14 protein-coding genes and 3 tRNA genes are annotated in these 16,901 nt (G+C 58.4%); 1 reads left to right on the forward strand and 16 read right to left on the reverse strand.

Features of this window, described 5'->3' with window-relative positions; translation table 11 throughout:
* Window positions 1-32: 32 nt before the first annotated feature.
* From nuoH to FCH38_RS02195, 13 genes are all read right to left on the reverse strand, one after another.
* Window positions 33-1,079 carry an NADH-quinone oxidoreductase subunit NuoH gene (gene nuoH / locus FCH38_RS02135; protein WP_010971512.1) on the reverse strand — a complete coding sequence of 349 codons (1,047 nt, stop codon included), beginning with the start codon at window positions 1,077-1,079 and terminating at the stop codon, window positions 33-35.
* A 13-nt stretch (window positions 1,080-1,092) separates the two neighbouring features.
* Window positions 1,093-3,174, reverse strand: a complete 2,082-nt coding sequence (gene nuoG / locus FCH38_RS02140; RefSeq protein ID WP_174372705.1) for an NADH-quinone oxidoreductase subunit NuoG — start codon at window positions 3,172-3,174, stop codon at window positions 1,093-1,095.
* 149 nt (window positions 3,175-3,323) lie between these two features.
* Entirely contained in the window at window positions 3,324-4,628 is a 1,305-nt protein-coding gene (gene nuoF, locus FCH38_RS02145; protein WP_149897752.1) for an NADH-quinone oxidoreductase subunit NuoF, read from the reverse strand.
* Between the two features lie 10 nt (window positions 4,629-4,638).
* On the reverse strand, window positions 4,639-5,748 hold the full coding sequence (locus tag FCH38_RS02150; protein ID WP_174372706.1) for an NADH-quinone oxidoreductase subunit E: 1,110 nt from the start codon (window positions 5,746-5,748) through the stop codon (window positions 4,639-4,641).
* 16 nt (window positions 5,749-5,764) lie between these two features.
* Window positions 5,765-6,025, reverse strand: coding sequence for a hypothetical protein (locus tag FCH38_RS02155; protein WP_046800312.1), 261 nt, complete (start codon window positions 6,023-6,025; stop codon window positions 5,765-5,767).
* Window positions 6,025-7,215 carry an NADH-quinone oxidoreductase subunit D gene (locus FCH38_RS02160; protein ID WP_020012326.1) on the reverse strand — a complete coding sequence of 397 codons (1,191 nt, stop codon included), beginning with the start codon at window positions 7,213-7,215 and terminating at the stop codon, window positions 6,025-6,027. Before FCH38_RS02160 ends, FCH38_RS02155 begins: the two co-directional genes overlap by 1 nt.
* Window position 7,216: 1 nt before the next feature.
* Entirely contained in the window at window positions 7,217-7,645 is a 429-nt protein-coding gene (locus tag FCH38_RS02165; protein WP_174372707.1) for a GFA family protein, read from the reverse strand.
* Entirely contained in the window at window positions 7,642-8,244 is a 603-nt protein-coding gene (locus FCH38_RS02170; protein ID WP_174372708.1) for an NADH-quinone oxidoreductase subunit C, read from the reverse strand. The genes FCH38_RS02165 and FCH38_RS02170 overlap by 4 nt, the downstream gene beginning before the upstream one ends.
* Before the next feature lie 20 nt (window positions 8,245-8,264).
* Entirely contained in the window at window positions 8,265-8,849 is a 585-nt protein-coding gene (locus FCH38_RS02175; protein ID WP_149897755.1) for a NuoB/complex I 20 kDa subunit family protein, read from the reverse strand.
* A complete protein-coding gene (locus FCH38_RS02180) occupies window positions 8,840-9,205 on the reverse strand; it encodes an NADH-quinone oxidoreductase subunit A (protein ID WP_046800315.1) in 366 nt (121 codons plus the stop codon). Before FCH38_RS02180 ends, FCH38_RS02175 begins: the two co-directional genes overlap by 10 nt.
* Window positions 9,206-9,640: 435 nt before the next feature.
* Window positions 9,641-9,717: transfer RNA gene (locus FCH38_RS02185), tRNA-Asp, on the reverse strand.
* A 42-nt stretch (window positions 9,718-9,759) separates the two neighbouring features.
* Window positions 9,760-9,836 (reverse strand) — tRNA-Asp (locus FCH38_RS02190).
* A gap of 88 nt (window positions 9,837-9,924) precedes the next feature.
* Entirely contained in the window at window positions 9,925-10,062 is a 138-nt protein-coding gene (locus FCH38_RS02195) for a hypothetical protein (protein WP_174372481.1), read from the reverse strand.
* Window positions 10,063-10,281: 219 nt separating this feature from the next.
* Here FCH38_RS02195 and FCH38_RS02200 point away from each other — a divergent pair.
* A tRNA-Val gene (locus FCH38_RS02200) sits at window positions 10,282-10,357 on the forward strand.
* Window positions 10,358-11,006: 649 nt separating this feature from the next.
* Here FCH38_RS02200 and FCH38_RS02205 read toward each other — a convergent pair.
* The 3 genes from FCH38_RS02205 to lon all read right to left on the reverse strand — a co-directional run bounded on the left by FCH38_RS02205 (window position 11,007) and on the right by lon (window position 16,540).
* Window positions 11,007-13,205 (reverse strand): esterase-like activity of phytase family protein, encoded by a 2,199-nt coding sequence (locus FCH38_RS02205; protein ID WP_174372709.1) that lies wholly within the window; start codon window positions 13,203-13,205, stop codon window positions 11,007-11,009.
* 353 nt (window positions 13,206-13,558) lie between these two features.
* Window positions 13,559-13,834 (reverse strand): DNA-binding protein HupB, encoded by a 276-nt coding sequence (gene hupB, locus FCH38_RS02210; RefSeq protein WP_003496481.1) that lies wholly within the window; start codon window positions 13,832-13,834, stop codon window positions 13,559-13,561.
* 288 nt (window positions 13,835-14,122) lie between these two features.
* Complete coding sequence (lon, locus tag FCH38_RS02215) at window positions 14,123-16,540, reverse strand: endopeptidase La (protein ID WP_149897757.1); 2,418 nt, start codon at window positions 16,538-16,540, stop codon at window positions 14,123-14,125.
* Window positions 16,541-16,901 lie beyond the last annotated feature (361 nt).

A 16,901-nucleotide genomic window follows, 5' to 3' on the forward strand; every position in this document is an offset into this window, starting at 1 on the left:
GTCTCCAGATCTTTGAGCGAGGAGTTCAGACATCAACCGGCCCACCCCGTCAACTTCAGTACGAATGCAACAATAACGACCATGGCGAGCGACAGCGGCAGGAACACCTTCCAGCCGAGGCGCATGAGCTGGTCATAGCGGTAACGCGGAACGAAGGCCTTGGTGAGCGCGATCATGAAGAAGACCATGCAGCCCTTCAGCGCGAACCAGACAATGCCCGGAACCCAGTTCAGGAACCACACATCGACGATCGGCAGCCAGCCGCCAAGGAAAAGGATGGTCGTCAGGCAGCAGATCAAAACGATCGCAGCATATTCGCCGAGCATGAACATCATGTAAGGCGTCGAGCCATATTCGACCATGTGACCGGCGACCAGTTCCGATTCCGCTTCCGGAAGGTCGAAGGGCGGCCGGTTGGTTTCGGCAAGGCCCGAAATGAAGAACACGATGAACATCGGGAACAGCGACAGCCAGTGCCAGTCGAGGAACGAGGCAGGCAAGCCCATCATGGTGCCGAGACCCGTGCGCTGTGCCAGAACGATGTCTGTCAGGTTGAGCGAGCCGACGCAGAGCAGAACGGTAACGATGACGAGACCGATCGACACTTCGTAGGACACCATCTGCGCGGCCGAACGCAGCGCGCCGAGGAACGGATACTTCGAGTTCGAAGCCCAGCCGCCCATGATGATGCCGTACACTTCAAGCGAGGAAATCGCAAAGATGTAGAGAATGCCGACATTGATATTGGCGACGACCCAGCCATCGGCGAAGGGAATGACCGCGTAGGTGGCAAGCGCCAGCGTCACTGCAACCAGCGGCGCCAGAAGGAAGACCGCCTTGTTGGCGCCAGCCGGAATGACGGGCTCCTTGAGGATGAACTTCAAAAGGTCGGCGAAGGACTGGAAGAGACCGAAGGGACCAACGACGTTCGGACCACGGCGCAGCTGCACGGCTGCCCAGACCTTGCGGTCAGCGAGCAGCAGGAAGGCGATGGCCACCAGAAGGCAAACGAGAAGCAGCAGGGACTGGCCGACCATGATCAGCGCGGGCCAGACGTAGCTCCAGAAAAACTGTTCCATAAATCCCCTACCCTTACTCTGCCGCAGCCTGGAAATTGTTGCGGGCCAATGCGGAACACTCGGCCATGACGGCGGATGCGCGCGCAATCGGGTTCGTCAAATAAAAGTCTTTTACCGGCGAAGCAAACGCCGACTTGTTGAGTGAGCCGGTCTTGCCAGCCAAAGCCTCGATATCCTGGCCATTGCCGGCGGCGATCTCGTCGGTTTCCGCCAGATGCGGATGCGCGACATAAAGCTGGCCGCGAAGCGCCGACAGCGAATCGAACGGCAGCTTCTTGCCGAGCACGTCGGAAAGCGCACGCAGGATCGCCCAGTCTTCGCGGGCTTCGCCCGGTGCGAAACCGGCGCGGTTGCCCACCTGCACGCGGCCTTCGGTGTTGACCCAGATACCGGATTTTTCGGTATAGGCCGCACCCGGAAGGATGACGTCGGCGTTCATCGCACCCTGATCGCCATGGCTGCCGATATAGACGGTGAACTTCGCGCCCTTGTTGGACAGGTCGAGTTCATCGGCGCCCAGCAGGAAGAGAACGTCCATCGACGTTACCATTTCGGCGGCGGCAACACCGCCCTCACCCGGCACGAAGCCGATATCGAGACCGCCGACGCGCGAAGCAGCCGTGTGCAGCACCGAGAAGCCGTTCCATTCGTCGCTGATAGCACCCACCGAAGCAGCAAGCTTTGCAGCAGCAGCCAGAACGGCGGCACCGTCGGCGCGTGCCAGAGCGCCCTGACCGATGATGATCAGCGGGTTCTTCGCAGACTTCAGTTTTTCAACGAAGCTGTGCGAACCGCCGGCCAGATCGGAAAGCGTTTCGGCACCCGAGCCGAGATATTCGTAGTTATAGCGCAACTCACCGGCTTCACCGATCACGCCGATCGGGAAACCGCCGCGACGCCAGCGCTTGCGAATGCGGGCGTTCAGCACGGCAGCTTCGTAACGCGGGTTGGAACCAATGATCAGCAGCGCGTCGGCCTGCTCGATGCCTTCAATGGTGGAATTGAAGATGTAGCTGGCGCGACCCAAGGACGGATCAAGCGCTGCGCCATCCTGACGGCAATCGACATTTGCCGAGCCGAGCGACGCCAGCAGCGACTTCAGCGCGAACATTTCTTCGACAGAAGACAGATCGCCGGCAATCGCGCCGATCTTGTTGCCGGATGTCGCGGCAACAGCCTGCTTGATCGCACCGAAGGCTTCACCCCAGGTAGCGGCTTGCAAACGGCCGTCCTTGCGGACGTAAGGCCGGTCGAGACGCTGCGTCTTCAGGCCGTCCCAGATGAAGCGGCTCTTGTCGGAAATCCACTCTTCGTTGATCGCCTCGTTGACACGCGGCATGACGCGCATGACTTCGCGGCCACGAGTATCGACACGGATGGCCGAACCGAGCGCGTCCATCACGTCGATGGTTTCGGTCTTGTTCAGTTCCCACGGACGGGCGGTGAAAGCGAAAGGCTTGGAGGTGAGCGCACCGACCGGGCAGAGGTCAACGACGTTGCCCTGCAACTCGGAGGTCATGGCCTGTTCGAGATAGGTGGTGATTTCAGCATCTTCGCCGCGGCCGATGAGGCCGAGTTCGGCAATGCCGGCAACTTCCGTGGTGAAACGGACGCAGCGCGTGCAGTGGATGCAGCGGTTCATCACCGTCTTGACGAGCGGGCCGATATATTTGTCTTCAACCGCACGCTTGTTTTCCGCATAACGCGAACCGGCGATACCGAAGGCCATGGCCTGGTCCTGCAGGTCGCATTCACCGCCCTGGTCGCAGATCGGGCAATCAAGAGGATGGTTGATGAGCAGGAATTCCATCACGCCTTCGCGGGCCTTCTTGACCATCGGCGTGTTGGTGAAAACCTCAGGCAATTCGCCATTCGGGCCGCCGCGAACATCGCGCACGCCCATGGCGCAGGATGCGGCGGGCTTGGGCGGTCCGCCCTTCACCTCGATGAGACACATGCGGCAGTTACCCGCGACCGACAAGCGCTCATGAAAACAAAAGCGCGGAACTTCGGCACCAGCCTCCTCGCACGCCTGCAACAGCGTGAAATGATCCGGAACCTCGATCTCTTTACCGTCAACCTTGAGCTTTGCCATGGTTCTACTTACGTCCTGTTGCCTGTTCGTCCCATGTCTCACACGGTCCGCAACAAATCCTTAATCGCGCCCGGCATCCGAAGGTTCGCCAGACGTTTCATGGTGTTGCGAGGCCGGAAATTTCCGGCTCCGCTCGAAGCCTTTGATGCTTATTCAGCGGCTTCCAGAACAGCGCCATCATCCATGGCCCTGTAGGTATATTGGTCGATGCGCTTTTCGATTTCCGGACGGAAATTGCGGATCAGCGCCTGTACCGGCCATGCGGCGGCGTCGCCGAGCGCACAGATGGTATGGCCTTCGATCTGCTTCGTCACTTCGAACAGCATGTCGATTTCGCGCTTCTGCGCATTGCCCTTGACCATGCGTTCCAGCACGCGCCACATCCAGCCGGTGCCTTCGCGGCACGGCGTGCACTGGCCGCAGCTTTCATGCTTGAAGAAGGCCGCGATACGGGCAATCGCCTTGATGACATCGGTGGACTTGTCCATGACGATCATGCCGCCGGTGCCGAACGAAGACTTCACTTCGCGCATGCCGTCGAAGTCCATGATGGCGTCCTTCATGTCCTCACCGCGAACGATGGGGCAGGATGCGCCGCCGGGGATGACGCCGAGCAGATTGTCCCAGCCGCCGCGAATGCCGCCGCAATGGGTTTCGATCAGCTCGCGGAAGGACAGGCCCAGCGCATCTTCGAAGGTGCAGGGACGCTCGACATGGCCCGACACCATGAACAGCTTGGTGCCGACATTGTTCGGACGACCGATCCCCGAGAACCATGCCGCACCACGGCGCAGGATGGTCGGTGCAACGGCGATGGACTCAACGTTGTTGACGGTCGTCGGGCAGCCGTAAAGACCCATATTGGCCGGGAACGGGGGCTTCAGACGCGGCTGGCCCTTCTTGCCTTCAAGGCTTTCCAGCAGAGCCGTTTCTTCGCCGCAGATATAGGCGCCGGCGCCGTGATGGACGTAGATGTCGTAGTCCCAGCCGTTCTTGTTGTTCTTGCCGAGCAGGCCGGCATCGTAACATTCGTCAATAGCCGCCTGCAGCGCCTCGCGCTCACGCATATATTCGCCGCGAACGTAGATATAGGCAGTGTGAGCACCCATGGCGAAACCGGCGATCACGCAGCCTTCGATCAGCGTATGCGGATCGTTGCGCAGGATTTCGCGGTCCTTGCAGGTGCCGGGCTCGGATTCGTCGGCATTGACGACGAGGTAATGCGGACGGCCGTCATTTTCCTTCGGCATGAAGGACCATTTGAGACCCGTCGGGAAGCCTGCGCCGCCGCGACCGCGAAGGCCGGAAGCCTTCATCTCGTTGATGATCCAGTCACGGCCCTTTTCGATGATCTGCTTGGTGCCGTCCCAATGGCCGCGCGCTCTCACGCCCTTCAGGGACTTGTCCTTGAGGCCATAGAGATTGGTAAAGATGCGATCCTGATCTTTTAACATGCTTCACCCTTTACCGCGGCTTCTTGCCGAAGACCCTGATATACTCGGCTTCGCCACCCTTGGCGAGCGCCTCGGCCTGCTTGATCCACTCGTCGCGTTCGATGCGGCCCTTGAAATTCAGATAACCGTCAACCCAGTCGCACTCGGCCTTTTTCCAACCGGCAACCTGCGCGAAGGTGAAGATGCCAAGCTCGTGCAACGTGCCCTCGATCTTCGGACCGACGCCGGAAATCAGCTTCAGGTCGTCGGGTGCCGCCGGACGTTCGATGCCTGCCGGACGATCGGCGGAATCAAGCGACGGCTTGGATGCTGTCGCTTCCTTGCCAGCCGATTCCTTTTCCCCGGCCTTTGCGTTTTCAGCAGCGGCTTTCGGTTCAGTAACCGGCGTCTTCAGCTTCGGATCGGTTTCCGGAGCATCGGTCTTCGGCTTGGCGGCATTGGCCGGCGGAACCGGTGCCGCATCCGCCGCCACTTCGGCCGGCTTGTCGAGGTTGGAACGATCCGGCTTGATCTCTTCCGTCAGCGTCGTCAGGCCGCCGACCGGAACCGATTCATGACGGTCGATCTGCGGGCCGGTCTTGACCGTGTCGCCCTTGCCGGCCTCGAATGTGTCGATGATCTCTTCCAGGCGCTCAGGCGTCAGGTCCTCATAGGCATCCTTGAAGATGATGACCATCGGCGCGTTGACGCAGGCGCCCTGACATTCCACTTCTTCCCAGGACAGCGTGCCGCTGTCGTTGGTGTGCAGCGGATCGTGGTGAATTTTCTTGCGGCAGACATCCATCAGCGCTTCGGAACCGCGCAGCATGCAGGGCGTGGTGCCACACACCTGAACGTGGGCGCGCGTGCCGACCGGCTTCAGCTGGAACTGTGTATAGAAGGTCGCCACTTCCATGACGCGGATATAGGCCATATCCAGCATGTCGGCGATCTTTTCGATGGCGGCGCGGGTAACCCAGCCATCCTGCTCCTGCGCACGCATGAGCAGCGGGATAACCGCCGATTGCTGGCGTCCCTCTGGATATTTCAGAATCGTCTTTTCCGCCCAAGCGGTGTTATCCGCGTTGAAGGCAAACGCCACGGGCTGGAACTGATCTTCGGCTAGTCGACGAACGGACATACTTCCTCACGCCTTTTCAGTTTAACGTCTCACAACGCGATCTCGCCACCGTGACGAATTCGCAGGCGTAAGCCGCCTTGTCTTTTTGCATGAACACAATGAACTTGCTGCCGTTCGGAACCGAGGCCTTGATCTCGTATCCCGACGACAGAAGCTGCTTGATGGTTGAACCGCCGCCGCTTGACAGCGACACGCCACCCTCGCCGGTCGCCGTCTGGGCGAGAACGGGGGCAGACATCGCAGCAAGAAAAGCCAATATGGCCAGCGGCAGACGCATCAGCGGTCGACCTCCCCGAACACGATGTCGAGGGAGCCGAGCACGGCTGTAACGTCGGCAAGCTGATGGCCCTTGCACAGGAAATCCATCGCCTGCAAATGTGCGTAGCCCGGCGCGCGAATCTTGCAGCGGTAGGGCTTGTTGGAACCATCAGCAACCACATAGACCCCGAACTCGCCCTTCGGCGCTTCGACGGCGGCGTAAACTTCGCCGGCGGGAACGTGGTAACCTTCGGTGTAAAGCTTGAAGTGGTGGATCAAAGCTTCCATCGAACGCTTCATCTCGCCGCGCTTGGGCGGAACCACCTTACCGTCAAGCGAGGAAACCGGACCGATGCGGTGCTTGCCGGACAGAAGATCGACGCACTGCTTCATGATCTTTACCGATTCACGCATTTCCTGCATGCGGATCAGGTAACGGTCGTAGCAGTCGCCGTTCTTGCCGACGGGAATGTCGAATTCCAGATCGGAATAGCACTCATAGGGCTGCGAACGGCGTAGATCCCAGGCAGCGCCGGAACCGCGAACCATGACGCCGGTGAAACCCCAGGCGAAGGCATCTTCCAGCGAGACGACGCCGATATCGACGTTACGCTGCTTGTAGATGCGGTTATCGGTCAACAGGCCTTCAATATTGTCGAGAACGGTGAGGAACGGATCGCACCATTTGCCGATATCGTCCACCAACTCCGGCGGCAGATCCTGATGTACGCCGCCCGGACGGACATAGGCCGAGTGCATACGGGCGCCACAGGCGCGCTCATAGAACACCATCAGCTTTTCGCGCTCTTCGAAACCCCAGACCGGCGGCGTCATCGCGCCAACGTCCATGGCCTGCGTGGTCACGTTCATGATGTGCGACAGGATGCGGCCGATTTCCGAATAAAGCACGCGGATCAGCTGACCACGCATCGGGATTTCAAGGCCGAGCAGCTTTTCGACGGCGAGCGCGAAAGCATGTTCCTGGTTCATCGGCGCGACATAGTCGAGACGATCGAAATAGGGAACGGCCTGCAGATAGGTCTTGGTTTCGATCAGCTTTTCGGTGCCGCGATGCAAGAGACCGATATGCGGATCGACGCGTTCGACGATTTCGCCGTCCAGTTCCAGAACCAGACGCAGCACACCGTGCGCGGAGGGATGTTCCGGACCGAAGTTGATCGTGAAATTGCGGACGTTATGCTCAGTCATTCTAGTGCTCCGCCGAGGTGATCATGGCGATGAATTCGGGGCCGGTCATGTTCTGCGTGGTTTCTGCGAATGAGTAGCTCGAGGGCTTTTCATCCGTGAAAATCTGCTGCGCGAACGTGAAGCTGGACGGGTTGTCGAAAGCCTGCAGCGAAACGGCAAAATGTTTGCCATCCTTGGAACGCCACATCAACGTGCTGCCGCAGGTCTTGCAGAAGCATCGCTCGCCCCACTCCGACGAAGAATAGACGCCGAGGTTCTGCTCGTTTTCGAAGGCGATATCAGTGCATTCGACAGCCATGAACGCACCGCCGGACCAGCGGCGGCACATGGAGCAATGGCAAACGCCGAATTCGCGGGCGCCAATGCCGGCATTGAAGCCAACGGCGCCGCAAAGACATTGTCCATGCTCTGTCGCGGGGGCTTGGCTCATTGCTTGGCCTTTTCGTCACCCGGGAGAACATAATCGGTTCCTTCCCAAGGGGAAAGGAAGTCGAAGTTACGGAATTCCTGCTTCAGTTCGACCGGTTCATAAAGAACCCGTTTCAGCACGTCATCGTAACGCACTTCCACAAAGCCGGTAACCGGAAAATCCTTGCGCAGCGGATGGCCTTCGAAACCGTAATCCGTGAGGATGCGTCGCAGGTCCTTATGGCCCTCGAAAGGAATGCCATACATATCCCAGGCTTCGCGCTCGAACCATTCCGCGCCCATGTAGACGGAGGTCGATGACGGAACGCCTTCGTCTTCCGCCACCTGCAGCTTGATGCGCACCCGCAGATTCTGGCGCGGCGACAGAAGATGGTAGACGACATCGAAACGCTTTTCGCGCTGCGGCCAGTCAACGCCGCAAATATCGATGATGTTGACGAAACCGCACTGAACGTCGTCGCGCAGGAAGGTCAAAAGCGCAATCACGCTTTCAGTGGTGGTGTTCAGCGTCAGCTCGCCATAGGCGATATCGGCAGATACCACGAGAGAACCGCGCGCTTCCTTAACGTAAGCAGCCAGATCGTTGAGAGCTTCGCTCATTATCTATCCGTCCTTTGCCCTTAGCGCTCGATCGTACCGGTACGCCGGATCTTCTTCTGCAGCAGAAGCACGCCGTAAAGCAGCGCTTCGGCCGTGGGGGGACAGCCCGGAACGTAGATATCCACCGGCACGACTCGGTCGCAGCCACGCACAACGGCGTAGGAATAATGGTAATAACCGCCGCCATTGGCGCAGGAGCCCATGGAAATGACGTAACGCGGCTCAGGCATCTGGTCATAGACCTTGCGCAGTGCCGGGGCCATCTTGTTGGTCAGCGTGCCGGCAACGATCATCACGTCCGACTGGCGCGGCGAAGCGCGCGGGGCGACACCGAAGCGCTCCATGTCATAACGCGGACCGGACGCCTGCATCAGGCCTTCAACGGCGCAGCAGGCGAGACCGAACTGCATCCACATCAGGGAGCCGGTGCGCGCCCAGGTGATCAGTTCGTCGGTCGAGGTGACGAGAAAGCCCTTGTCGGCCAGCTCGTCATTAATTTCCGTGAAGTAGGCATCGTTGCTGCCAACCGGCTTGCCGGTCGAGGGATCGATGATCCCCTTCGGTTGCTGTGCAACGAGCGTGCTGTTGTCCTGGCTCATGCCCATTCCAGCGCTCCCTTCTTCCACTCATAGATAAAGCCGATGGTGAGGACACCAAGGAACACCATCATCGACCAGAAACCGAACCAGCCCATATCACCGAACGATACCGCCCAGGGAAACAGGAAAGCAACTTCCAGATCGAAGATGATGAACAGGATCGACACCAGATAAAAGCGGATATCGAACTTCATGCGGGCGTCGTCGAAGGCGTTGAAACCGCACTCGAAAGCAGAAAGCTTTTCCGGGTCCGGCGCCTTGTAAGCGACAGCAAACGGCGCAATGAGAAGCGCCAGGCCAATGACAAGAGCGATACCGATGAATATTGCGATCGGAATGTAGGAACTGAGGAGTTCAGTCATGGTCTCTTCCTTGCCCGGCCGGGTGCCGGACCTGCCTTTGCGACCGATAAGTCTCAAGGCGCACAAATATGTTGCAACGCCAAAGTGGTTAGCGCAGCCGCGCCCTCTCTGCAAGAGTTTAGGCACCATTTCAAGACACCTGCCGCATTGATTGGCAACAATATTGCCCGAATTGACGCAAATTTGGGCCACAATTCCGACCTAAGCCCCTCAAATACAATAATAATCGAATGAAGGACGCAACCGCAAAAAAGTCAGGCAAATTTCACGTCGAAATAGCGGCGAAGTGACGATCTCCAGAAATCGAAACTTGACTAAAAAATGCAGGAAAAATCGCGTCCGCGCAGGCGGGAATCAGGTGGCGGAATCACCAATGCCGAGGCGCTTTGTCGGCGCATCGGCTGGATTTTCATGGAGACATTTCTTGAAAAGAAATGGCGCGAGTGACGGGGCTCGAACCCGCGACCTCCGGCGTGACAGGCCGGCACTCTAACCAACTGAGCTACACCCGCGCATGACGAACGTGACCGTTCGTTTATATTTCGAGGACAGGATGGCGCGAGTGACGGGGCTCGAACCCGCGACCTCCGGCGTGACAGGCCGGCACTCTAACCAACTGAGCTACACCCGCATCTCCTGACGGACAGGACCGTGTCCCGCCGCACGAACTAGTCTCGGCTGTTCGTTGAGCGGCTAACTACGGCGTTCGTGCGGGGGTGTCAAGCAGGTTTCACGACAAAAGAATAAGCTTCTGCATTTTGATCGGGAAAAACTTGGAGACCTTTGGCGGGCGCTGGCGCAAATGCCTTGTTCTGCGGGCTTTTCCCAACGAAAACAAAAAACTTGTCCACAGCCATAGGCGTCTCAGGCAAGATTTCCGCATGTCTCTCAAGGTCGCTGAGGATAAGTTTTTACCGGAAAGCCCACAGTTCCCGGCTTTTCGCCACCAACCTCACATAAAGGGAAAAGCTGTCGGCAAAAAAAACAAAAAAACTTCACAAAAGCCCTTGCGGTTTTTTTCCGATCCGAATACATCACGGCCACCGACGCGGCGGACATGATCTGCAAAACGCGAAGGGCGATTAGCTCAGTTGGTAGAGCGCCTCGTTTACACCGAGGATGTCGGGAGTTCGAGTCTCTCATCGCCCACCATTTTCCAAGCCCTTTAAATTCTGATGCCTTCAACCGAATATCGTTCGGATGCGATTTCGATTTGTCGTAAATTCCTGAAATCGGGAATCACCCCTGCCCCACATCAACGAATGCCGGGCCTGTGTTTCGAGCGGATGGAATCGTTTTGCGATTTTTCCATGCCAGATCGGCACTCCTGTTTCAGATTCCGACAGCTTTGCCGAGGCCGTGTATCACCCCGCAACATACCGAAAAATAAGCAGATTCAGACTTTTTAAACAGATTTCAGGCATTGTTTTCGAGCCGTTTCATGATGAACGGTAGAAATAATGGATGAAACCATGGTCGACGCGTTTGTTACACTCGCGCTTATTGCGCTGCCTGTTTATATTTTTTTCCGTTGGGTCCAGCAGGACTCGGAAAAAGACAGTACTCCCAAAAGCAAGAATTCCATGGGGCGATGATCCTTTGTGATCGGTCTGCAGCTTTTGCCTGGTGCCCCCCCTCCGACAAATTCTCAATGACCGATAGCGAAGCGGCAATACCGGTTTTAACGGCCTGCATTGCGAAACATCGCGCCCAATAGGCCCCCCCGCACAGGGGTCGCTTCTGCCGCAAAAAAAGCCGGGCTATGCCCGGCTTTTCTCGTTTGCGAAGCCAATCGGTACGATCAGTTGATCGCCTTCATCTCGACCTTGAAGAACAGCGTCTCACCGGAAGAATCGTCCACACCGTCATTGTCGGTCACGGCATAGGCCGTTCCCGCCTTGTCGAAGGTGAAGCCTTCCAGCTTGTCGACGACATAACCGTTGGTCTGGGCCTTGAGGTCGGGCAGGAAGTCATGCGCTTCCTGCTTGGCGACCAGCGGCAGTTCGCCACCAATCTTGCCCGGCTTCAGGTCTGCGATCGCAACGCGGTAGAGCTTCTTGATCTTGGCCTTGTCGCCGATCTGGTTGTCGCGCTCGACGATATAGACATATTCGCCCTGCGCGGTGATTTCAGAAAGGCCGACCCAGCCTGCCTCGGTCTTGTCGAGCTGGTAACGCACGGCGCCCCATTCCTTGGACTTCGGGTTATAGGAGACGAGCTTGACGAAGCCCTTCTCGTCCGTGCCCCATTCGCGCTGCATGGCCATCCACAGCGTTGCATCGTCGCCCTTGCCGATCATGGTCACGCCTTCGAAACCGAAGCGGGTGTCGCCGGCAAGAAGTTCCTTCGGCAGCGCGATCTCAGCCTTGATTTCGCCCTTGGCGTTGACGTTGTAGAGAGCGTGCGGCACGAGCTTGGCGCTGTCGCCTTCCGAGGCCAGCCAGAAGCCACCCTTGCCATCGAGCGTTATGCCTTCGATGTCGAGTTTCTGGGCAGCGATGCCATCACGCTTGACGCGCAGCACGCTGGTGATGGTTGCGGGCTTCTTCGTTGCGTCGATGGTGTAGATCGACGGCTGGTTGCCATAAACCGAGTCGGAAACGGCATAAAGAATGCCGGGCTTTTCGGCATCGCCGACCAGGCCCGAAAGAGCGCCCCAGCCGATCGGCGCACCGTCGACGGTGGCGGAAACCAGCTGCGGATAGGCGGCCTCGCCTTCAGCGCGCTCATAAAGCATGACGTGCGAGCGAACGCCGCCATCCTCGATCAGATCGACTTCGTTCGCCGTGACAAGAAGATTGCGCGACGGGATGGCGACGGCCCCTTCCGGCGAAACGCCCGAAGGCAGGAGTTGCGTCAGTTCCGGCTCTTTTCCGGTGTCCTTGTAGACGGCGACGACAGAAGCGCGCTCGGCGAGCACGAAGAAATATTTCTGACCGCCGAATGTTGCCGCTTCCAGACCTTCCGGCTCGATGCCCTTGGCCTTGGAGCGCTTTTCCGGATAGTGGCCGATGGCCGCAACCGCATGCTCGAGCGAGGAGCCGGCCTCATAGAGAAGCTTGCCGGTCTTGTCGAAGATGGTGAAGCCGCGCGAACCGCCCTGCCAGTCACCTTCATTGGCGATGACGATACGGTCATTGTCCAGCCACTTCACGGCGTCAGGCTCGCGCTTGCGGCCTTCCTGCTTGTCGGTGAACTTCAGCTGGCCGTCGCTCTTGGTGTCGATGCCTTCGAGATCAACCTTGCCGGCGGAGAAATGTGACTTCACCGTGCCGGTCTTGCCGTCGAGAATGACGATATGGTTGTTTTCCTGCATCGTCAGCGCGATCTCGCCGATGGAGTTGATCGAAACGAATTCCGGCTCCGGATCTTCCGGGGCGATTTCGGCAAGGCCGGTCAGTTCGATCTTCTTCAACGTCGCGCAGTCGGCAACGCCGTTCTTCAGACCGACCGTTACCAGATAACCGGCAGGCATCTGCGGTAGAGCGCCTTCGTTCACGTCTTCATCGCGTTCGTTTTCGATCGCGATGGCGGCAAAGGTCTTGTCGGGAGAAACGGCAACCGAATCTGGCTGGCCGCCGAGATCGCAGCTTGCCTCGATCTTCTTGGTGGCGATGTCGACCGTGACCAGCTTGCCGGACGGCTTGGCGCGGTTTTCCGACGTGTTGACGCCGGCCAGAACCTTGACGCCGGCAACGGCAACCGAGGTCGGCTCGCCTTCGAGCAGCAACGCGCCGCCGGCCTTGGGGGCCATGGCGTCGGTGATGTCGATGAAGCCGATGCCACCGAGCGGGCTGTCCGAATAGATCAGCGTCTTGCCATCTTCGCTGGCAGTGACGATTTCAGCCGACGTGACGGACTTGGCGTCCTTGTCCGCGGGCAGATTTTTCGCCACCGGGAAAGATGCGATGCGGTTGAAAACCGGCTCGGCAGCGGCCGGGAAAGCTGCGGATGTCAGCAGCGCGGCAGTCAAAGCCATATGAGAAAATCGGAACGCCATTATAATCCCCCTTGGGTCCAGAAATACCTCATGGCTTCTGCGTCAAAGACATGACAGTGGGATGACATTTCCTGTCGGGTGAATCAAAAAGCCCGGCCGTGAAGGCCGGGCTTTCCTGTTTATGCGCACATTCCGTGTATCGAAACGCCGTGTTTCCGGATGGAAGCTACACAGCCACGTATCGACACTTTCAATCCACACCATACTGGCCGAGAAACTGGTCTGCCCGAAAGACACTTTCGAAAGACCGCCCTCTTCATGCCTGCTGATGGTGCGAGCGCGTCAAAACATGTTTCCTCGTGAACCTGAAAAACCGTATGCCCGCCGCCGGGCATCACGGTCTTCCGGAAACCTTACGAGTTAACAGCGTCCTTCAGGCCCTTGCCTGCGGAAAACTTCGGTACGTTGCGAGCCGGGATATCGACTTCAGCACCCGTGGAAGGGTTACGACCCTTGGAGGCTTCACGGCGGCTAACGGAGAAGCTGCCGAAGCCAGCGAGGCGGATGTCGCCACCGCTCTTCAGTTCGTTCTGTACGGTTTCGAATACGGCATCAACAGCGGAAGCAGCATCTGCCTTCGTGAGACCAGCCTTTTCGGCAACAGCAGAGACGAGCTCGTTCTTGTTCATGTTTCCACCCCTTTCAATGGTTTGAAACGACTAAAATTAAGCCGGCGCAGAATACAGTTGCATCCGCGCGCAGCAACTCAAAAGCGCTGGAATCGCCTGAAAAACAAGGGGTCTACGGGGTTTTTCACAAAAAAGGCCGACATTTCTGCCGGCCTTCCACATATTCGTGCCAATTTGGCATCACTTGCGCGGGGCGGAACACCGCCTCTTGTCTTCCGACACCTAACACATTGATTCTATGCATCGCCTTTGCAAAAACCGATTCCGGCTTCCGCGCGGATGCATGTATCAATGCGCGATCGTCTGGCCGCCGTCATCGACGCCTTCGACCGTAGCGATCACCGGCGTTTCGATGCTGCCATCCCACTCGATGGGCTCCGGCGTGCGAAGAAGCGCGTGCGCGATGACCTCGCCCATGCGCGAAACCGGGATGATCTCCATCTCGTTCTTCACATTGTCCGGAATCTCCGCCAGATCCTTGGCGTTTTCCTCCGGGATCAGCACCTTCTTGATGCCGCCGCGAAGCGCTGCGAGCAGCTTTTCCTTCAGGCCGCCGATGGGCAACACGCGACCACGAAGCGTGATCTCGCCCGTCATCGCCACATCCTTCGAAACCGGAATACCGGTCATGATGGAGACGATGGCGGTTGCCATGGCGACGCCGGCGGACGGACCGTCCTTCGGGGTAGCACCTTCCGGAACGTGAACGTGGATGTCGCTCTTGTCGAAGCGCGGCGGCTCGATGCCGAAGTCCACGGCGCGCGAACGGACATAGGATGCCGCTGCCGAAATGGATTCCTTCATCACTTCCTTGAGGTTGCCGGTGACCGTCATACGGCCCTTGCCCGGCATCATCACGCCTTCGATGGTGAGCAACTCACCGCCGACTTCCGTCCAGGCGAGACCGGTGACGACACCGACCTGATCCTCGCGCTCGGCCTCACCGTGGCGGAACCGCGGAACGCCCAGATAATCCGGAACATTGGCGGCGGTGACTTCCACGGATTTGGTCTTGCCCTTGATGATCTCGGTGACGGCCTTTCTGGCAAGCTTCATCAGCTCGCGTTCGAAGCTGCGTACACCCGCCTCGCGGGTATATTGCTGGATGACGATCATCAGGGCGTCATCGCTGACCGAGAACTCTTCCGGACGCAGGGCGTGTTCCTTGATCGCCTTCGGCAACAGGTGACGCTTGGCGATTTCGCGCTTTTCGTCTTCCGTGTAACCGGCGATGCGGATCACTTCCATGCGGTCCATCAGCGGGCCTGGAATGTTCAGCGTGTTGGCGGTGGTCACGAACATCACGTCGGACAGGTCGTATTCCACTTCAAGGTAATGATCCATGAAGGTGGAGTTCTGTTCCGGATCGAGAACCTCGAGCAGTGCAGACGACGGATCGCCACGGAAATCCATGCCCATCTTGTCGATTTCGTCGAGCAGGAACAGCGGGTTCGCCTTCTTGGCCTTCTTCATCGACTGGACGATCTTGCCCGGCATGGAGCCGATATAAGTACGGCGGTGACCGCGGATTTCCGCTTCGTCACGAACGCCACCCAGCGCCATGCGGACATATTCGCGGCCGGTCGCCTTGGCAATCGACTTGGCGAGCGAGGTCTTGCCGACGCCGGGAGGACCGACGAGGCACAGGATCGGGCCGCGGATTTTCGTCGCGCGTGCCTGCACGGCCAGATATTCGACGATGCGTTCCTTGACCTTGTCCAGACCGAAGTGATCCTGATCGAGGATCGTCTCGGCGGCATTGAGGTCGGTCTTGACCTTCGACTTCTTGCCCCAGGGCAGGCTGAGCAGCCAGTCCAGATAGTTGCGCACGACGGTGGCTTCCGCCGACATCGGGCTCATCTGGCGCAGCTTCTTCATTTCCGCTTCGGCCTTTTCCTTGGCCTCCTTGGAAAGCTTGGTCTTGGCGATGCGCTCTTCCAGTTCGGCCATCTCGTCACGGCCATCTTCGCCGTCACCGAGTTCCTTCTGGATCGCCTTCATCTGCTCGTTCAGGTAATATTCGCGCTGGGTCTTCTCCATCTGGCGCTTGACGCGCGACCGAATTCGCTTTTCGACCTGAAGCACGGAAATTTCGCCTTCCATGAAGCCGAGCGCCTTTTCAAGCCGCTGCTTCACGCTGACGGTTTCCAGCATTTCCTGCTTTTCGGTGATCTTGATCGACAGGTGCGAAGCAACCGTATCGGCCAGCTTCGAATAATCGTCGATCTGGCCGGCAGCGCCGACAACTTCGGGCGAAATCTTCTTGTTGAGCTTCACATAGCTCTCGAATTCCGAAACGACGGAGCGCGACAGCGCTTCGATCTCGACCGGGTCTTCGGCAGGCTCTTGCAACGGCGTCGCGGAGGCTTCGTAGAAATCCTCGCGGCCGGTGTATTCATCGATCTGCGCGCGGCCCTTGCCTTCCACAAGCACCTTCACGGTGCCGTCGGGCAGCTTCAGAAGCTGGAGGACATTGGCAACCGTGCCGACCTTGTGGATGGCGTCCGGGGTCGGATCGTCATCGCTGGCGTTGATCTGGGTGACAAGCATGATCTGCTTGTCCGAACCCATGACTTCCTCGAGCGCACGAATGGATTTTTCCCGCCCGACGAACAGGGGAACGATCATATGCGGGAAAACGACAATGTCGCGCAGGGGAAGTACCGGATAGGTACCGCCAGATGCCGCAGACGTGATGTTCGTCATATCATTTCCTTTCATGGTCCCTTTCGGGACACCTTGCCGGACATCTTGGGGGCGTCCGGCATATTCATTTCTCGAGACTGAAAGTGGAGTTTCGAAACACCGATTTCAAGTCGCCGGAAGAGACGGCCCCGCGCACCGGCAGAACCGTGAAATTCAACAAAACCCAGCGCCGGCTATTACTCCCGACATTTCCGGTTATCCATAAGGATCAGGAACCGGGTCGCCGACGGCAATTCACATTTCCGTCACATCGCGCTGCAAATCAGTTGTAAGACTTTATCAGCAAAGCGCAATCCGCTCCAAACGCAAAATCGGGCTCCGCCAAGTTAGGCGCAAGTTTCGCACCCGGACCCAACAGAAA

Source organism: Agrobacterium tumefaciens (assembly GCF_013337285.1).
GTDB lineage: Bacteria > Pseudomonadota > Alphaproteobacteria > Rhizobiales > Rhizobiaceae > Agrobacterium > Agrobacterium burrii.

Coding starts and splice junctions, on each gene's coding strand:
- FCH38_RS02165 (WP_174372707.1), bottom strand. CDS start 7,645: ATGAGCCAAGCCCCCGCGACAGAGCATGGACAATGTCTTTGCGGCGCC.
- FCH38_RS02195 (WP_174372481.1), bottom strand. CDS start 10,062: ATGGCTGTGGACAAGTTTTTTGTTTTCGTTGGGAAAAGCCCGCAGAAC.
- lon (WP_149897757.1), bottom strand. CDS start 16,540: ATGACGAACATCACGTCTGCGGCATCTGGCGGTACCTATCCGGTACTT.
- FCH38_RS02205 (WP_174372709.1), bottom strand. CDS start 13,205: ATGGCGTTCCGATTTTCTCATATGGCTTTGACTGCCGCGCTGCTGACA.
- nuoF (WP_149897752.1), bottom strand. CDS start 4,628: ATGTTAAAAGATCAGGATCGCATCTTTACCAATCTCTATGGCCTCAAG.
- FCH38_RS02160 (WP_020012326.1), bottom strand. CDS start 7,215: ATGACTGAGCATAACGTCCGCAATTTCACGATCAACTTCGGTCCGGAA.
- FCH38_RS02175 (WP_149897755.1), bottom strand. CDS start 8,849: ATGGGCATGAGCCAGGACAACAGCACGCTCGTTGCACAGCAACCGAAG.
- FCH38_RS02170 (WP_174372708.1), bottom strand. CDS start 8,244: ATGAGCGAAGCTCTCAACGATCTGGCTGCTTACGTTAAGGAAGCGCGC.
- FCH38_RS02155 (WP_046800312.1), bottom strand. CDS start 6,025: ATGCGTCTGCCGCTGGCCATATTGGCTTTTCTTGCTGCGATGTCTGCC.
- nuoG (WP_174372705.1), bottom strand. CDS start 3,174: ATGGCAAAGCTCAAGGTTGACGGTAAAGAGATCGAGGTTCCGGATCAT.
- nuoH (WP_010971512.1), bottom strand. CDS start 1,079: ATGGAACAGTTTTTCTGGAGCTACGTCTGGCCCGCGCTGATCATGGTC.
- hupB (WP_003496481.1), bottom strand. CDS start 13,834: ATGAACAAGAACGAGCTCGTCTCTGCTGTTGCCGAAAAGGCTGGTCTC.
- FCH38_RS02150 (WP_174372706.1), bottom strand. CDS start 5,748: ATGTCCGTTCGTCGACTAGCCGAAGATCAGTTCCAGCCCGTGGCGTTT.
- FCH38_RS02180 (WP_046800315.1), bottom strand. CDS start 9,205: ATGACTGAACTCCTCAGTTCCTACATTCCGATCGCAATATTCATCGGT.